The sequence below is a fragment of the Dongia sp. P2_B8 genome, assembly GCF_056404715.1.
Genome location: NZ_JBFUDM010000007.1, coordinates 121,910 through 138,322, shown reverse-complemented (window position 1 = coordinate 138,322; position 16,413 = coordinate 121,910). Strand labels below are relative to the sequence as shown.

The 16,413-nt window shown below is 61.3% G+C and carries 19 protein-coding genes; 12 read left to right on the top strand and 7 right to left on the bottom strand.

Going from position 1 to position 16,413, the window contains the following annotated elements:
• Nucleotides 1–22 precede the first annotated feature (22 nt).
• Nucleotides 23–625, bottom strand: a complete 603-nt coding sequence (locus AC1DWZ_RS19265; protein ID WP_477170567.1) for an endonuclease/exonuclease/phosphatase family protein — start codon at nucleotides 623–625, stop codon at nucleotides 23–25.
• 180 nt (nucleotides 626–805) lie between these two features.
• On the opposite strand from AC1DWZ_RS19265, the gene AC1DWZ_RS19260 reads away from it, so the two are divergent.
• Both AC1DWZ_RS19260 and AC1DWZ_RS19255 read left to right on the top strand, forming a co-directional pair.
• A complete protein-coding gene (locus tag AC1DWZ_RS19260) occupies nucleotides 806–1,417 on the top strand; it encodes a LysE family translocator (protein ID WP_477170566.1) in 612 nt (203 codons plus the stop codon).
• Between the two features lie 6 nt (nucleotides 1,418–1,423).
• A complete protein-coding gene (locus AC1DWZ_RS19255; RefSeq protein WP_477170565.1) occupies nucleotides 1,424–1,831 on the top strand; it encodes a DOPA 4,5-dioxygenase family protein in 408 nt (135 codons plus the stop codon).
• 3 nt (nucleotides 1,832–1,834) lie between these two features.
• Here AC1DWZ_RS19255 and AC1DWZ_RS19250 read toward each other — a convergent pair whose 3' ends face one another.
• On the bottom strand, nucleotides 1,835–2,203 hold the full coding sequence (locus AC1DWZ_RS19250; protein WP_477170564.1) for a hypothetical protein: 369 nt from the start codon (nucleotides 2,201–2,203) through the stop codon (nucleotides 1,835–1,837).
• A gap of 242 nt (nucleotides 2,204–2,445) precedes the next feature.
• On the opposite strand from AC1DWZ_RS19250, the gene AC1DWZ_RS19245 reads away from it, so the two are divergent.
• Together AC1DWZ_RS19245 and AC1DWZ_RS19240 are read left to right on the top strand one after the other, a co-directional pair.
• On the top strand, nucleotides 2,446–3,171 hold the full coding sequence (locus AC1DWZ_RS19245; protein WP_477170563.1) for an SDR family NAD(P)-dependent oxidoreductase: 726 nt from the start codon (nucleotides 2,446–2,448) through the stop codon (nucleotides 3,169–3,171).
• Nucleotides 3,172–3,275: 104 nt separating this feature from the next.
• A complete protein-coding gene (locus tag AC1DWZ_RS19240; RefSeq protein ID WP_477170562.1) occupies nucleotides 3,276–3,491 on the top strand; it encodes a tautomerase family protein in 216 nt (71 codons plus the stop codon).
• Here AC1DWZ_RS19240 and AC1DWZ_RS19235 read toward each other — a convergent pair.
• Entirely contained in the window at nucleotides 3,488–4,402 is a 915-nt protein-coding gene (locus AC1DWZ_RS19235; protein ID WP_477170561.1) for a LysR family transcriptional regulator, read from the bottom strand. The two genes, AC1DWZ_RS19240 and AC1DWZ_RS19235, sit on opposite strands and share 4 nt — an antisense overlap.
• Before the next feature lie 123 nt (nucleotides 4,403–4,525).
• Nucleotides 4,526–6,631: a methyl-accepting chemotaxis protein gene (locus tag AC1DWZ_RS19230; protein ID WP_477170560.1), complete on the bottom strand. Its 2,106-nt coding sequence runs from the start codon at nucleotides 6,629–6,631 to the stop codon at nucleotides 4,526–4,528.
• A gap of 258 nt (nucleotides 6,632–6,889) precedes the next feature.
• Between AC1DWZ_RS19230 and AC1DWZ_RS19225 the strand changes: the two genes are divergently transcribed.
• The 6 genes from AC1DWZ_RS19225 to AC1DWZ_RS19200 all read left to right on the top strand — a co-directional run bounded on the left by AC1DWZ_RS19225 (nucleotide 6,890) and on the right by AC1DWZ_RS19200 (nucleotide 10,734).
• Nucleotides 6,890–7,639 (top strand): methylated-DNA--[protein]-cysteine S-methyltransferase, encoded by a 750-nt coding sequence (locus AC1DWZ_RS19225; protein ID WP_477170559.1) that lies wholly within the window; start codon nucleotides 6,890–6,892, stop codon nucleotides 7,637–7,639.
• Nucleotides 7,640–7,647: 8 nt separating this feature from the next.
• Nucleotides 7,648–8,358 carry a 2OG-Fe(II) oxygenase gene (locus tag AC1DWZ_RS19220; protein ID WP_477170558.1) on the top strand — a complete coding sequence of 237 codons (711 nt, stop codon included), beginning with the start codon at nucleotides 7,648–7,650 and terminating at the stop codon, nucleotides 8,356–8,358.
• Nucleotides 8,355–8,996, top strand: coding sequence for a DNA oxidative demethylase AlkB (gene alkB, locus AC1DWZ_RS19215; RefSeq protein ID WP_477170557.1), 642 nt, complete (start codon nucleotides 8,355–8,357; stop codon nucleotides 8,994–8,996). The genes AC1DWZ_RS19220 and alkB overlap by 4 nt, the downstream gene beginning before the upstream one ends.
• A gap of 80 nt (nucleotides 8,997–9,076) precedes the next feature.
• Nucleotides 9,077–9,520, top strand: a complete 444-nt coding sequence (locus AC1DWZ_RS19210; RefSeq protein WP_477170556.1) for a carboxymuconolactone decarboxylase family protein — start codon at nucleotides 9,077–9,079, stop codon at nucleotides 9,518–9,520.
• A 4-nt stretch (nucleotides 9,521–9,524) separates the two neighbouring features.
• The gene (locus AC1DWZ_RS19205; RefSeq protein ID WP_477170555.1) at nucleotides 9,525–10,388 is read left to right on the top strand and encodes a sigma-70 family RNA polymerase sigma factor; all 864 of its coding nucleotides are present in this window, start codon (nucleotides 9,525–9,527) and stop codon (nucleotides 10,386–10,388) included.
• A gap of 85 nt (nucleotides 10,389–10,473) precedes the next feature.
• Nucleotides 10,474–10,734 (top strand): Atu4866 domain-containing protein, encoded by a 261-nt coding sequence (locus AC1DWZ_RS19200; RefSeq protein ID WP_477170554.1) that lies wholly within the window; start codon nucleotides 10,474–10,476, stop codon nucleotides 10,732–10,734.
• A 158-nt stretch (nucleotides 10,735–10,892) separates the two neighbouring features.
• On the opposite strand, the gene AC1DWZ_RS19195 is transcribed toward AC1DWZ_RS19200, so the two are convergent.
• Complete coding sequence (locus AC1DWZ_RS19195) at nucleotides 10,893–12,857, bottom strand: PhoX family protein (protein WP_477170553.1); 1,965 nt, start codon at nucleotides 12,855–12,857, stop codon at nucleotides 10,893–10,895.
• Nucleotides 12,858–12,966: 109 nt separating this feature from the next.
• On the bottom strand, nucleotides 12,967–13,458 hold the full coding sequence (locus tag AC1DWZ_RS19190) for an anthrone oxygenase family protein (RefSeq protein ID WP_477170552.1): 492 nt from the start codon (nucleotides 13,456–13,458) through the stop codon (nucleotides 12,967–12,969).
• Nucleotides 13,459–13,613: 155 nt separating this feature from the next.
• Here AC1DWZ_RS19190 and AC1DWZ_RS19185 point away from each other — a divergent pair, with 155 nt between their 5' ends.
• Both AC1DWZ_RS19185 and AC1DWZ_RS19180 read left to right on the top strand, forming a co-directional pair.
• Nucleotides 13,614–13,970, top strand: coding sequence for a DUF1428 domain-containing protein (locus AC1DWZ_RS19185; protein WP_477170551.1), 357 nt, complete (start codon nucleotides 13,614–13,616; stop codon nucleotides 13,968–13,970).
• Between the two features lie 42 nt (nucleotides 13,971–14,012).
• Nucleotides 14,013–14,504 (top strand): VOC family protein, encoded by a 492-nt coding sequence (locus tag AC1DWZ_RS19180; protein ID WP_477170550.1) that lies wholly within the window; start codon nucleotides 14,013–14,015, stop codon nucleotides 14,502–14,504.
• Between the two features lie 72 nt (nucleotides 14,505–14,576).
• Here AC1DWZ_RS19180 and AC1DWZ_RS19175 read toward each other — a convergent pair whose 3' ends face one another.
• Nucleotides 14,577–16,406, bottom strand: coding sequence for a sugar-transfer associated ATP-grasp domain-containing protein (locus AC1DWZ_RS19175; RefSeq protein WP_477170549.1), 1,830 nt, complete (start codon nucleotides 16,404–16,406; stop codon nucleotides 14,577–14,579).
• Between the last annotated feature and the right edge of the window lie 7 nt (nucleotides 16,407–16,413).

Genomic DNA, 16,413 nt, shown 5'->3' with positions numbered 1-16,413 from the left:
ATCCCCGGGCATGACGACAAAGCTATCCCCGCGCCAACAGCACCTCGATCGGATGATGGTCCGATGGTCCCCGCGCCAGCACACGTGCCTGCAGGCAGGACATCTCGCGCACCAGGCAGCGGTCGAGCCGGGTGCGGTATTTGTGTGTGGGATCGACCGGTCCGACTTCGTCGAAGGACGGCAGCAGGATGGGTCCCACGGCATTGCAGTCGCCGATGATCACCGTGGGCCCGTCGGTCGCATGGGCGATGGTCAGTAACTGGCGCCGATTCAGCATCTGCCCGTGGGAGAGATGCACATTGGCAAAGGTGATGTCGCCGAACTTGAGCATCTGCGCCAGGCGTGGCGGCACGCGCAACGGAAAGGGCGAGACGGGCAGGGGTACGGAATGGGCCTGGTGAAGATCGTGGGGCGACCAATAGGCCAGGCCATAGACCCGCTTCTGCATGGCCTGCCAATGGAAATAGCCGCCCACCAATTGCGGCAGGGCCTCCAGCGGCAGCTTGGCTTCCTGCATCAGGAGGAGATCGGGCCGTTCGGCCTCGACGAGGGCTGCGAGGTCGGAAACCAGGGCGCCGCCGCGATGCCACAGATTCCAGCTGATCACCTTGATTGGCTTGGACATTCACCGACTTTTCTTGCCACGCGACCCCCCGATCCTAATCCCATGCCATTAACGATTGGTAGCGAAGGGGGTTCCGCTTTCGCCCTTTCTGCAAAGGGAGCTATGCAGAAACCAGGGTCGCCCCAGGCGTTCTTTTGCGTTAGAAAAGCGACCGCATCCTTGCGTTTTGGAGCTCCGCCCATGTCACCAATGGCCTTGCTTATTTTTGCCGGTATCTATGCACTGGCGGTCGTGACGCCCGGGCCCGGCGTTGCCGCGGTGATCGCGCGCGCCATGGGGACGGGGCATCGCCGCACCTTCCCCTTCATCCTCGGCATGGTCGCTGGCGACCTGGTCTGGTTCGGCCTGGTAGTGAGCGGCCTGGCGGTCCTGGCGCAGAATTTCTATCTGATCTTCACCATCATCAAATATGCGGGTGCCGCCTATCTGCTGTTCCTGGCCTGGAAACTGTGGCGGGCGCCGGCAACCTCACCTGACGAACAGATCTATGTGAAGGGCGAGGGCTTGCGTCTTGCTTTGGGCGGCCTTTCCATGACGCTCGGCAATCCGAAGACCATGGTGTTCTTCCTCGCCATCCTGCCCCAAGTAGTGGCGCTCGAAAACATGAGCGGACTTGCCATCGTTGAACTGTGCCTGATGATGGCGGTGATCCTGACGGCCATCATGATGGTCTATGCGATGCTGGCGGCACGGGCGCGCAAGCTGGTCGCATCGCCACAGCATATGAAGCTGATCAACCGCACCACCGGCGGCGTCATGGCCGGTGTCGCCGTCGCCGTGGCGGCGCGGTGACCGATCATGGATCTGCACCCGATTGCCGAGATCGCCAGCTATCACGCGCATATCTATTTTGATGGTGCGGAACAGCGGGCCGTCGCCCTGGATCTACGGGATCGTATCGCCGAGCGCTTCAGCGTCTCCTTGGGCCGCGTCCATGACCGGCTGGTCGGGCCGCATGACCGGGCCATGTACCAGATCAGTTTCGACGTCCCGACCTTCGCGCAGCTGGTGCCCTGGCTGATGCTCAACCGCCATGGGCTTGCCATCCTGGTGCATCCCAATACCGGCCGGGAGCGCAGCGATCATCTCGTCCATGCCTTGTGGCTGGGTGAGATCCTGCCGATCGTCAACGAAGGAATGCTCTCGGAGGTGACCGAAGCAGAAGGCCCGCGCGCGCCTAACACGCAGCCGACCCTCACACCCTGATCCTCAATAGTCCCGCATCTCGTAATCGACGACGATGTCGGACCCTTTGGCGAAGATCACGCAGCTGCGGCTGGGCGGCGAGACGTCCTGGCAACGCTTGAGCGCCTCATCTTCGCTGGCGCCAGTCTTGCCAGCCGCATTGGGCAGGCATTTGGTGAGTGCACAGCCGGTGGGCGCACCGCCCAGCCCATCCGTGGTGACGGCATAATAAGCCGGCTCATTTCCCAAATTTTTCAAATAGATCTGATAGTCCGCCCAGACGGCCGGGGCGAGATAGACACCGTCGCCGGCCCTTGCCGGCAGGGTGAAGAAGCCGATGGCGATCGGCAACAGCCAAAGCAGTGCAATGATAATTGCAGCAAGCCAGCGCATGGTACCCCTCCCCACATGAACCGCAGCAGCCGATAAACCCGCCCGGGGACATCAGGTTCCCGCCACCCTAATAATTGCGCACGCCAGGCGCGCCTGCTGATTGCGGGATCTGCAATGCCACCTGGCGATTATGCTGTTTGGCGGAAGGCTGCCTTTCGGTCGGCAGCGCTTCCGGCGCTGGATCATGCCCCCTATTTCTGGACGACCGACGCAAACCGCGTCTTGTCACGGAAGGAAGTCAAATGGCACAGGTACAGAAGGTTATTGTCATCACCGGCGCTTCGCAGGGCATTGGCGCCGACTTGGTCGCCGGATTCCGCCGCCAGGGTCACCGCGTGGTCGCCAACTCGCGCAGCGTCAAGCCCAGCGAGGATGCGGATATTCTCAGCATTGCCGGCGACATCGCCGATCCGGCGGTGGCCGACAAGGTCGTGGCTGGCGCGCTCGCGCGCTTTGGCCGCATCGATACCTTGATCAACAATGCCGGTATCTTTATCGGCAAGCCCTTCGTCGACTACTCCGTCGAAGATTTCAACGCCGTGATGTCCGTCAATGTCGCCGGCTTCTTTCACATCACACAGCGCGCGGCGCGGCAGATGCTGCAGCAAGGCAGCGGCCATATCGTCAACGTGACGACATCCTTGGTCGATCAGCCGCTCAGTGTCTTGCCGACGGGTCTTGCGGCCCTCAGCAAGGGTGGACTTGCCGCCATCACGAAATCGCTCGCCACCGAGTATGCGACCGCCGGTATCCGTGTGAATGCGGTTTCGCCGGGCATCATCCGGACGCCGATGAATGAGCATGCCGACCGGACCTTTCTCGCCAAATTGCAGCCGATGGGCCGCCTGGGCGAGACGGCCGAGATCGTTGACGCTGTGCTCTATCTCGACCAGGCTGCTTTCGTCACCGGTGAAATCCTGCATGTCGATGGCGGCGCCCATGCCGGGCAATGGCAGATCGCCAGCTAAGAAGCTGGCGGGTGGCAGATTGCCAGCTAAGAGGCTGGCGGGTGGCAGATTGCCAGCTAAGAAGCTGGCGGGCGGCAGATTGCCGGCTAACAACGGAGAGTTCGATGCCTTACGTCAATGTCAAGATCACCCGCGAAGGCGGTACCACGCGCGCGCAGAAGGCCGCGGTCATCAAGGGAGTAAGCGAGCTTCTGCGCGACGTGCTGGGCAAGCCGCTTTCGGCCACCTTCGTTGTCATCGACGAGGTTGAGCTTGAAGATTGGGGTGTGGGTGGCCTGCCGGTTGAGGACTATCGCAAGCAGGAAGCCGGCAAGGGTTAAAGCTGCGAAATCCGCGCCAGCTCGGCTTTCAGCCGCGGTACAGCGAAATCGACAAAGGCCCGCACCTTGGGCACCGACAGGCGGCCCTCCGGCGTCAGCAGATGCACCGGCAGGGCCGCCGATGGCGGATCGACCAGCACATTTACCAACCGCCCCACGCGCACCTCATCGGCGACCTGATACGAGAACACCCGCGTCAAACCATGCCCCTCGACGGCCGAGGCAACGGCAGCCTCGACCGTATTCACCACCAGCCGCGGCACGATGTTGATGGTTTGTGCGGTGCTGCCGGGCTTACCATGCGGGAAAGTCCAATTGTCCGAGCCGAACACGGTCATGGCGATGCATTGATGCTGCGCGAGATCGGCCGGGACTGTGATCTTCGGCCGACTGGCAAGATAACTGGGTGCTGCCGTGACCACGCGGCGCACCTCGCCGACCCGCAGCGCAATGAGGCTGGAGTCGGGAAGATGCGCAATGCGCATCGCGACGTCGACGCCCTCGTCGATCAATGAGACTTTGCGATCAAGAAGATGCAGCTGTGCCCGCACTTCCGGATAGGTATCCAGGAACGCATCCAGGATCGGCCGCAATACATGGGCACCACTGGCCAGAGGCCCTGTCAGGGTGAGCAGCCCGCGCGGTGCCGCCCCTTCGCCGGCTGCCAGCAGGTCCGCTTCCGCGAGTTCAGCGAGCACGCGGCGGCAGGCTGCGGCATAGCGCTCGCCCGCGTCGCTGAGGCGGAGCGAGCGCGTGGTGCGGTGGAGCAGCTGGGTCCCCACATGGGTTTCCAGCAGGCCGATGGCACGCGTCACGGCAGCGGCGGAATGGCCGAGGCGCCGGCCGGCTGCTGCCAGGCTGCCTTCATCCAGCGCCGTCACGAAGACGCGCATGGCATCGATCCGGTCCATATTCTTCCCACCACTGCAACAATGAGCTGCAATCTCAACTCATTCTGCCGAGCGGAGCAAGAGCCAACCTATCTCGCCGCACCGAGCTGGACCACACAATGGCATAGCGGCATCCCAGCCACCTCAGGCGACACGCATCTCGGCCAGGAACTTGAACACCATGCTGCGCATCGCCTCAGCCTGCTGGGTCAATTCCCTTGCCGCAGAGAGCACCTGATGGGCCGAGGCGCCGGTGCGCGTGGCCGCTTCGTTGACCTGGACGATGTTGCTGGACACTTCCTCGGTGCCGCGGGCGGCCTGCTGGACATTGCCGGCGATTTCCGCCGTGGCGACATTCTGCTCCTCGACGGCGGCCGAGATGGCGGTTGCGATCTCGTCGATACGGACGATGGTACCACCGATGCCTTTGATGGCGTGGGCGGCGTCGCCGCTCACCGATTGCATGGCCTGGATCTGGCGGGCGATCTGTTCGGTCGCATGTGCCGTCTGGTTGGCGAGGTTCTTCACCTCCGACGCCACCACGGCAAAGCCCTTGCCGGCATCGCCGGCGCGGGCCGCCTCAATCGTCGCGTTCAGGGCGAGGAGGTTGGTCTGCGAGGCGATCGAGTTGATCAGTTCCACCACTTCACCCACCTTGGCCGCGGTTTCGACCAGGCCGGCCACGGTACCGTTGGTGCGTTCCGCCTCCGTCACCGCCTGGCGCGCGATGCTTTGCGACATGGTGACCTGCTGGCCGATTTCATGGGTCGATTTCGTCAATTCGTCGGTTGCCGCCGCCACCGTCTTGACGTTGGCACTCGCTTCTTCCGACGCGGCAGCCACGGCGGTCGCCTTTTCCGCACTGTCGGCGGCAGCCCCGCTCATTTCCTGCGCCGTGCCATTCAACTGGGTGGCCGCACCTGTCACGGTGTTGAGGACGTCCTTGATTTGCGCATCGAAGCTGCTGATCAAATCCTCGACCGCCCTGGCACGTTGCTGGCGTGCCGCGAGCTCGGCTTGCTGGGCTGCTTCCAGCCGCTGACGTTCGACGGCATTTTCCTTGAATACCTCCACCGCCGCGGCCATCGCCCCGATCTCATCCTTGTGATCGAGGCCCGGAATCTCGATCGAGGTATCGCCCCTTGCCAGATTGGACATCGCCTGCGTGAGGTTCGAGACCGGCCGCACGACACGGCGACCGACGACATAAAGGCCGAGCGCACACAGGATCAAGGCTGCCACAACCAGAAGGGCATCCATGATCAATCCGGTCCGGTATGCCGCGGTCTTCTCAGCAGCGTGCAGCTGGGCAACGTCGACAACCAGGACGACGAAGCCTTTGAGCAGGTCCGATGCGGGCTTTGAAAAATCGCGCCATTCCTTCGAGGACATCTCGACCTTTTCACCGGCCACCAGCTTCTCGAAGATCTCGTCGCGCTTCGGCGCAAATTCGGTGAAATAGCCTTTCTGGATGCCCTCGATCGCACTTTGGAGCTCGGCGCGCGTCTCGCCGGCATCAAGCACGCTCAGCAGCATATCCCAGGCCGTTTCCACGCGACCCTGCGCGTCGATGGCCTTTTCCTTGCCTTCCTGCATCAATGCACCAGCGATCAGCGCATCTTCGATCTGACGGCGGAACGTTGAATCCTGATCGCGGACGACCCAACTCAGGCTGCGCGCCGCCAGCAATTGATCGATCACCGGATCGACCAGACGTATGGAGCCGGCGAAGTTCGCCGAGGCATCACCCATCTCGCCAACAAAGTCGGCGGCATAATTGTAATATTCCTTGCGCAGATCCATGTTGCGCTGCTCGAACGGTGTATCGAGCATCGCCAGTCCCTGGCGATAGAGGCCGTCATATTTTGTTGCCCCCTGCTGCAATTTGGCCAGCCATTGGTCGCGATCCGGCAGATCGCCCCCAGCGATCGCCGAGAGCGCGTCTGCCAACTTTGTCGCTGCGTTCTGATAAGCCTTGTCGAGATCCTTGCGGCCATCCGCGTCGATTGGATCTTTCGACAGCATGGCGCGATTGAGACCGCTGCGATCGTCGCGCAGGGCCTGCATGGCCTGGAAGACCAGCTTGTCGACGGCGCTGGTTTCCTCGATGTGCCTGGCGCTTTCATAGTTCATCCAGCCATGCCAGAGCGACAGGCCGGAGCTCACAACCAGCAGCAGGGCAATGGCACCAAAGACGCCGGTCAGAATGGTCTTGATCGACATGCCTGAAGCGCGGACCGCAATGGACATCTAAAAGCTTTCTTCCGAGTTTTCGCTGGAATTTGTAGGTATTTTGTCCGCAAAATCTTAAGCAGCCCTTAACGGCGAGGACCTGAAGCCTGGATTGCAGGATTGAAGTCTCACATCAAGGTGCGATGACGGCGAGATTGGGCGGCCCCAGGGCGGCCACAAAATCCGGCACAAAAATCGGGCACAAGAAGCGGAGTTCGCGGGGGGTGCGCGGCCGCTACATCTCCCGGCAGCATGGTCATGAGGAAAGAAACCGTGATGACTCGTTCCAAGCTTGCCCCGACAGCTGCCGCCGCCAGCCGCGATCCGCGCTGGGCGCAAATCTTGTCCCGCGACCCCCGGGCCGATGGTCGCTTTTTCTATTCAGTGAAGACCAGCGGCGTCTATTGTCGACCTTCCTGCAAAGCTCGTCCGGCGCGGCCGGAAAATATCGCCTTCCACACGACAGCGCAGGAAGCGGAAGCTGCGGGCTTCCGACCCTGCAAGCGATGCAAGCCGGATGTGGTACGTGAACTCATTCGCTATGCGATCGGTCCCAGTGCATTGGGTACCTTGCTGTTGGCCGCATCGCATCAGGGTATCTGCGCCTTGCTGCTCGGCGACAATATTGTGGAGCTCACGGCCGATCTCAAACACCGGTTTCCGCAGGCTCAGCTGCTGGCCGACAATACGGGCCTTGCTGACGCTTTCACCAAGGCCGCAGCTTTGATCGGCGATCCGGCGCAGATGCTGGGCTTGGACCTCGATCTGCGCGGCACCGACTTCCAGCGCCAGGTCTGGCAGGCTTTGCAGCAGATCCCGGCTGGAGAGACGGCGAGCTATGGTGACATCGCGCGGCGCATCGGCGCACCGGATTCGGTCCGCGCCGTCGCATCGGCCTGCGGTGCAAACCCGGTCGCCGTCGCCATTCCTTGCCACCGCGTGTTGCGCGGCGATGGTGCGCTTTCCGGCTATCGCTGGGGTGTTGCCCGCAAACGGGTACTGCTCGGTTGGGAAGCCCAGTCGTGACGGGGGTCATGACGAGGGACTTGACCGGTGGCTTGGCACACGACTGGACCGCGATCGGCGATGCTCTTGATGCTGAAGGTCACGCGATCCTGCCGGCCTTTCTTGATCCTGCCGCCTGCGATGAATTTGTCGCTGGCTATAACGATGCGGCGCGCTATCGCAGCCGGGTGGTGATGGAACGCCACGGTTTTGGCCGCGGTGAATACAAATACTTCGCCTATCCCTTGCCGGCACGGGTGAGCGATCTGCGCCAGGCGCTTTATCCGCGTCTCGCCCCCATCGCCAACCGCTGGAACGAAACCATGGGGCTGGACCTGCGCTATCCGGCCATGCATGCCGATTTCATCCGGCAATGCCATGCGGCGGGGCAAACGCGGCCGACGCCGCTCATCCTGCGCTACCAGGCTGGCGACTATAACTGCCTGCATCAGGATCTCTATGGTGAGCTGGCCTTTCCGCTGCAGCTTGCGATCCTGCTGTCGCAGCCGGGCGCCGATTTCACGGGCGGCGACTTCGTGCTCACCGAACAGCGCCCGCGCCAGCAATCCCGCCCCATGGTCGTGCCCCTGCAAAAGGGTGACGCCGTACTCTTTGCGGTGCATCATCGTCCGGTGCAGGGGACGCGCGGTCCCTACCGCGTCAACCTGCGCCATGGCGTCAGCCGTGTCACGGCCGGCCACCGCCATACATTGGGACTGATCTTTCACGACGCACAATGACCGCCGATCTTTTTGAAACGCCCACTGCCCAGCAAACCCTCGCCGAGGGTGCCCTGCTGCTGCGTGGATTTGCGCTCGATGCAGCACCGGGCCTTCTCTCCGCCGTGGCTGCGATCGCCGAGGCCTCACCCTTCCGGCACCTGATCACGCCGGGTGGATTTCGCATGTCGGTCGCGATGACCAATTGCGGTGCCTATGGCTGGGTCTCCGACCGGCGCGGCTATCGCTATGACCCGCTGGACCCGGAAACCGGCCAGCCCTGGCCCGCCATGCCAGCACAGTTCCTCGATCTCGCCACGGCGGCTGCGGCCGCCGCAGGATTCGCCGGCTTCAGGTCCGATGTCTGCCTGGTCAATCGCTATGAACCCGGCACACGCCTGACCCTTCACCAGGACAAGGATGAAGGCGACTATGCCCATCCGATCGTGTCGGTTTCCCTGGGGTTGCCGGCCACTTTCCTGTTCGGTGGCCTCAGCCGTACCGACCGGCAGCAGCGCGTGCCGCTCTTTCATGGCGATGTGGTGGTCTGGGGCGGGCCGTCACGCCTGCGCTATCATGGTGTCGCCCCCTTGAAGCCGGGATCGCACCCGGTCCTGGGCTCCCAGCGCATCAATCTCACTTTTCGCCGGGCTCGCTGACTTTTTTCAAGTTCCATGTCACATGGGGCTTGGCCCGCTCGTCTTATCTGCGTATCCCCCTTAAACGCAGGAAAATGATCATGAAAGCCCGTCTCAATTCGTTCCAGGTAGCGCCCAAGAACATGCAGGCACTGCTCGACTTCAGTGAAACCGTGCAGAAATCCGGCTTGGAGCACAGCCTCCTGTGCCTGATCGAGATGCGTGCCTCCCAGATCAATGGCTGCGCCTTCTGCCTGCACATGCATGCCAAGGACGCCCGCGCCCACGATGAGACCGAAATGCGCCTTTATTTGCTGAGTGCCTGGCGCGAATCGCCGCTTTATAGTGAGCGTGAACGGGCCGCCCTGGCCTGGACCGAGGCAGTCACCGGCATCAACAACGCGCCTGTCTCTGACACCGATTTCCAGGCCTTGCAGGCGCAATTCACCCCGGAAGAACAAGTGCAGCTGACCTTGGCCATCACCACCATCAATGCCTGGAACCGCATCAACGTCGCGTTCCAGACGCCACATCCCAAATCATAGTCTCATGACTGTCCCTCAGGACTCCGCCGCCAGCTTTGCTCCACATCGCGCCCGGCTCGTGCGCATCGCTTATCGCATGCTGGGATCGGTGGCGGAGGCCGAGGACATCGTGCAGGACGCCTATCTGCGCTGGCACCAGGTGGACCGCGCCACGGTTGAGAACGCCCAGGCCTTCCTGGCCCGGGTGGTGACGCGGCTCTGCCTCGATCATCTGAAATCGGCCCGGGTGCAGCGGGAAACCTATATCGGTCCCTGGGTTCCGGAGCCGATGGTGGACGCGCCGGCGGAAGACGATACCGATGATTTGACACTTGCCCTGATGATGGCCTTGGAGCGGCTTTCGCCCTTGGAGCGTGCAGCCTTCCTGCTCCACGATGTGTTCGGCATGGAATTCACCGAGGTGGCGCAGGCGATCGACCGCGATTCGGCCGCCTGCCGGCAATTGGCGGCGCGAGCCCGAAGCCATGTCCAGGCTGCCAAGCCCCGCTTCCCGGTCTCGGCCGAACAGGGGCGCGACATCGCCGCGGCCTTCTTCACCGCAGCCCGCCAGGGCGACATGGCGGGCCTGCGACAGGTGCTGGCCGCCGACGTCATCGTCTATTCCGACGGCGGCGGCAAGAAGCCGGCCGCTGCCAAGCCGCTCGAAGGCATCGAGAAGGTGCTGCATGTGTTTGGTGGCTTTGCACGCCTGCCAGGCTTTGCGACGCCGCAGATCCTCTATCAGGGCGAGATCGACGGCCTCCCCGGCTACGTCACTATCGAGATCGGTGAGACCCTGCAGAGCATGGCCTTCGATATTGAGGACGGCAAGATCAAGGCCATCTACATCGTGCGCAACCCCGACAAGCTGCGGCATCTGCAGCATTAGGCAATAGATCGGGAGCTTCAGGTCTTCGCGTGAACGGACGCGCTGCTTAACTTCCTTTCCATCGTATTGGGAAAGGAACCGCAGCATGACGGATCAGGGCAAATATATTGGCCAGAATAAATATGTCGGCATGTGGGTGACGGAAGACGGCCATATCCGTCACGAACTGCTGCCCGACAACCGCTACGACGAAGCCCGTGGATCGCGTCAGAGTGCCTATCAGGGCCGCTACAAATTGACCGGCGATCACATCGACTATGTCGACGACACCGGCTTCACCGCCGACGGCAACTTCCGCGACGGTGTGCTCTATCACGCCGGCATGGTGCTTTATCGGCGGAATTGAGAGAGAGAGGACCCGGTCGATGCACCCCCTCTCCCTAACCCTCCCCCACGTTGGGGGGAGGGGATTCCAATGAGGGTGTTTTCAGTATTGCAACCACACTCGCTCTAGTTCCCTCCCCCCAACGTGGGGGAGGGTTAGGGAGAGGGGATGCAACAGACTCAGCTATTCATGCTCGGCATGCCGGTCAGATAGCCAACCACGCCACCCAGTTTGCCGCGGCTGTCGGCATAGTTCTGCTTGATCAGCGGCGCCAGCGTTTCATAGACGTTGATATGGAGGCCGCCGGTCACCTTGCCGGCTTCGTCCTTCTTCAATTCCCAATCGCCGGCATGCTGGAAGTTGCTCATGATGTAGGTGAAGCCGTTGACGGAATCGACGGCGTGGAGGCCGGTCGATTCAGCACCCGACGGTGTCGAGAGCAGGCGCGAGAGTTCCTTGGTGTCGACATTGTAGGCCCAGAGGAAATTGTTGACGTGGGTCCCGCTGTCTTCGCCGATGAAGAGGGTACGCAGTTTCTCCGAGAACTTGATGTTGTCTGGATTGCCGATCTTCTCAGGGTTCGCGAGATTGCCGAGCGCATCGGGCTTTTCCAGATCCTCGCCCCAGAGGACCGCCRCCATGTCGACCGGCACCCATTCGCTGTCGATGGCAGCACCGCCATCGTCCACCTGGCCGCCCTTCATGTTGAGCCCGTAGACGGCGCCGGCATTGATGCCTTTGACCGAGATGCCGCCAGACCCGTTGGTCATTTCCTTCTTGACGTAGCTCATCGCCGAATAGGCCACCTTGTCCTTGGCGTTGACCGTGGTGCCTTCCATCTTGGTGAAGCCGAGGCTGCCGCCCTTGGCTGCGGCATAGCGGTGCGTCTCGAGGAAGGCCGCGGCCTTTTCCTGGCCGTCCACAAACTTCACCCAGTTCGGCTTGCCGCTAAAAGGAATGGCGGTATAGCTCGGATCGCTGGGGTCTTCCCATTTGACATCGACGATGTCGGCGGCCTTCAGCTTGTCGGCCAATGCCTTGACTTCATCGCTGGTGGCGGAACCGAGCTTGATCCAGCTGAGGTCGGCGGAACCGCCATCCTCAGCACTCTTCTGGGCCCATTTTGCGACATAGAGTGAGCCGCTGGAAAGATCACGCGGCTTGTCGGCCACGAACATGAACAGGCCGCCATTGGTGGCGTCATCACCCATCAGGGCGGTGCGTTCGTCGGGCATCACCTGGATGAGCTCGTGGGAGATGCGGCCCAGGCAATAATGCTTGGTAGCCGTGCCGGTGCCGTCCACATTGACGGCGATCTCCGGCAGGTGGCCGTAATGATAGGGGTTGGCCGCCGCCGCATCGCCGAAGAGATTCTGGCTGTAGGCCTGGAATTCCTCATTCTTCTCGATCTTGCTGGCGTCCGGTTCATATTCCTCGCTGGAGAGATGCGTATTCCAGGGCGAGATGCTGGCGCCGCAGGTGATCCACAGGCCGTTGGCCGGGCTGGTATCGACGGGCGAATATTTCACCAGGGAAAGCTTGCCTGTGTCCTTGTCCTGGTCGAGGGTGAGGACGGCGATGGGCGAGGGCAGCTTGCCATACATGTCGCCGCCAGCTGAATCCTCGCTGGTATATTCAAACTGCACCACGGCGAAGACCGGGTTGCCCTTGACGCCGTCGACCTTGGCGCCTTCCAGTTGGATGAGGCTCATCCCATCCGGGCAATCGGAAAAGAATTGCGGCTTGTCGGGCGAGGAAGCGTCGAGGATCGGCGCTCCCTTGATGTCGTAATAGCCACCGGCCAGGATCTTGCCGCCCTTGCCGTCCGGCACTTCTTGTCCGGTGACGAAGAAGGGTTCATAGGCCAGGTTGAAATCCTGCGTGGTACCATCCTCATAGGTCACCGCCATGCGCGAGGCGACCGTGGTGGTGGCCATGGCGGCGGCATTGGCAAGGTCGGGTGCCACCATCGACACGAAGCGCGCCGATTTCACCAAGGGTGCGGCCATCGCGGCATTGCCGAACAGCAGGCTCGCTGCACCGCCCACGGAGCTGGCGAGCGGCAGCAAGGGCATGCCGGCGAAGGATTTCAGGATCTGGCGGCGGCCCATCATTGGCAGGGTGTTTTCGGTGGCGTGCAACATCGTGCGGCTCCCTAGGATTCGAGGGGGTGAATGAATGCGCCGACGGTAGCTTTGCGGCATGACCACTATGTTGCCACAAGATGACGAAACGATGTCAAGCGATGAGATGCTAGCCGGCACCGGCACGCAGATTGAGAATGAAGGCGCCACAGGCGAGGAGGGCACCGACGGTGCGCACATGATTCCACCAGACCCAGCTGGTCAGATATTTCGTCCATACTTGCACACTGGTGGGACTATCTGCGGCAACGGCGGCAAGTTCATTGTTGAGCGGCACGTTGCAGATCATCGTGACCAGGAAGCAGCCGGCGATATAGAGCACACCACCGGCCAGCAGATAGGCCGCACCTGGCGTCGACCAATTGAGCAAAGCACCGGCGATCAGCGCGGCACCCAGGATCGCCGTGCCCATGAACACGCCCAGGAACACCGGGTTGATCACCACGATGTTGATCGACTGCATGGCGGCGATGCCTTGCGCTGTCGGCAATCGCGCGAGGGCGCCCATCACGAAGCTGGAGAAGGCGAAGAAGGCGCCGGCGATCAGCCCAGCCCCCAGAGCTGACGCCAATGTTAACGGGTAGATCAGGGTTTCCAGCATGATCGTTCCTTTCTCAGATAGAGAGAGTGTAGCCAAATCCTGCCCAATTTTCGGACGAAATTCACGCCACACGAGGTTTGACAATCGGTCAATATGTTGATATCAACCTTTCGTCAGGCGGCTATATCAACCGAACATGTATCGGAGGACGGACGATGCCTTATGTCGATGGCTATCTCTTGGCCGTGAAGAAGAAAAACCTGCCCGCCTATCGTCGTCTGGCGCTGAAGGCCGCCAAGATCTGGCGCGAACATGGGGCGCTCGAAGTACGGGAATGCGTCGGCGAGGATCTCAACACGAAACACGGTACGTCATATCCACGCCTCCTCAAAATGAAGCGTGATGAAACGGTGATTTTTTCATGGGTCATCTTCAAGTCGCGCGCCCATCGCGACAAGGTCAATGCCAAGGTCATGACCGACCCGCGCTTCGACAACATGAACATGAATAGCATGCCGTTCGACTCCAAGCGCATGAGTTTCGGCGGCTTTACCGTGCTGGTGGCCGCCTGACGATTGATTCTCTGACGATCAATTCCAAGCATGAGGCGCGTCGTGAATTTCATTCTGTCCGCCGCGTTTCGACCGACATCACCCTTTGATCACACCTTGATGGAGACCAAGATGAAGCTCAATCCCTATCTGACGTTCAATGGTAACTGCAAGCAGGCCTTCGAGTTCTACGCCAAGTGCCTGCATGGCGAGATCATCATGATGATGAATTATGGCGACACGCCGATGAAGGACGACATGCCGGCAGAGATCCAGGGCCGCGTCGCACATGCGCGCATGATGATCGGCGATCAGGTGCTCATGGCATCCGATGCCCATACGGAATGCCAGGCCGACACCAAAGGCATGTCGATCTCACTTCTGATCGACGCGCCGGCGGAAGCGGAACGCATCTTCAAGGCACTGAGCGAAGATGGCCAAGTGACCATGGCGATGGCGGAGACCTTCTGGGCCAACCGCTTTGGCATGTTGACCGATAAGTTCGGCATTCCCTGGATGATCAATTGCGAGAAGGCCGCGCAAAAGGCGGCGTAAGGGATGTCACAGTGCGGCAGCCGGCATCAAGGCTGCCGCACCGGATAATGCAAATGATCAAGATTCAAATGATCAAGCCGGGGGCCCGGATCGAACGGGAAGGGCCCCCGACTTGCCACACAAGGTAGCTGTCGCGATGCGGTGCTCAATGTCGATGACGCGGTCGAACAGCAGTCTGCCAAGCGGGCTTTCGCTGATCGGGGATCTGTGGACGCGTTGCAGGAAGTCTACATCCGCATAGGAATTACCCTCGACCAGCAGGGGGCCGTCAGGCCCGATGGCGACGTCCCAGCCGACCAGGAGCCGATCCGAGCAAAGACGATGGGCGGCAAGGGCTACCGCACGAACGCCGTCCCAATGCGGCACGCGCCGGCCCAGGATCTTGGCACCGGTGATCGGGTGCTCATCATACCAGTCGAGCAGAATCTCAGCCTTGTCGCCGGCCATCCTGCCCAGCGTACCGGCTTCCAAATCGACGGCGACACCGAACTCGGCATCGATCGACCAAGTCGGCTCCAGCTTGCAAAGAATGCGCAGCATGCCGTGGGTGACTTGCGGCGTGCCGGCATCGTCCAGGCAGGTGATCACGCGGATGACGATCAGTGACTGTTCCGCCAGATCCGCCAGATGCGGATGATTCTGGATCCGTGGCTGGACGATCAGATCGGCGTCCTTTGAGCGGACCTTGAGATGCTGCAGCATCTGGTCACGCGACAGAAGCGCGCCGCCATCATCGATGAAATTGCTGTCGGCATACCGCAGAACTTCCGTGCCCCTGGCGCCTTTTGAATGTGTCGGTTTGACAAACAGATCCTGTGCCAAGCTGTCAGTTGCCATGGTGGCAAAACGCAGCGCGCCGGCTTGGGCAACGATCAGGGTGGGGATATGCGCAACGCCGTGTCGCTGCCACGATTCCGCCATGGCCAGCTTGTCGCCCAATTTCGTCCGATGCAGCCCCTTCGGAATCTGCCAGGTCAGCACCTTGAACAGGCCATTCTTGGTCTCGTAACGCGTGAGGTATCCCGGCGCACGGGACATCGCCTGCGGGCGAAACAGCTCGAACATGTAATAGGCCTGGGCATCGAGCCCATGGCGAAAGCTCAAGACGCAAATATCGCGAAACTGATCCCATAAACTGCGGCCGAAAGCATCGCGGACCCTGGGAGCGACTCTCCAGAACCAGACCAGGAATCTGACCAATCCGAGGGTCACCTTGCCACCGGGCACGGGCAGGCCATGGATGCGCGGGTAGCGATGCCTGTCGAACAGGCGGCGGCTGACAAACAGATAGCGCGCGACATCCCCCAAATGGGAAACACGCCGGTTGATCGTAAAAAGCTGCCACCTGAGTGCCGCGACCAGCACCGTCGCACCCAACAGGTAAAGCTGCATGGTGACAAGATCAAAGACATCCGACACGACGGACCAGGTCGCATCATCCTTGAAAAAGATGCGGCCATCGTCGAGGAAGTCGCAGATCATGCCGGCAAACTGCGACGCGAAGGCCAGCCAGAGTATCCATCTGGCGAGCGAGGGGACCGGCTCGCATCGGGCCGTTATCCAGAGCAGAAGCGGTGCCACGATCATGAGAAGACCGTCATCGACATCCTCGAGGCCAAGGGAGGCTTCGATGTGATCGCCGAACGATTCAGCAAACTGACTGATGCAAACCAGCAGCAAAAGTGCGAGCACGGCCAGCCAGAGGCGACGAACTGTTTCCGTCTGCGCGCCCAGGGCCAATCGCATACAGACGATCAGGCTGGTTGCGATCGCCACAATTCCAGTGAGCGGATCCAGCATCCAGTCATTGCCGGTGCCGGGTGTGAGAATGATGTAGAGGGCAAATAGCGAGGTCGCGCCAAGAAAAGCGCTGGCGTAGCGGTGAGTGGCGATGAGTTTCATGAACGAT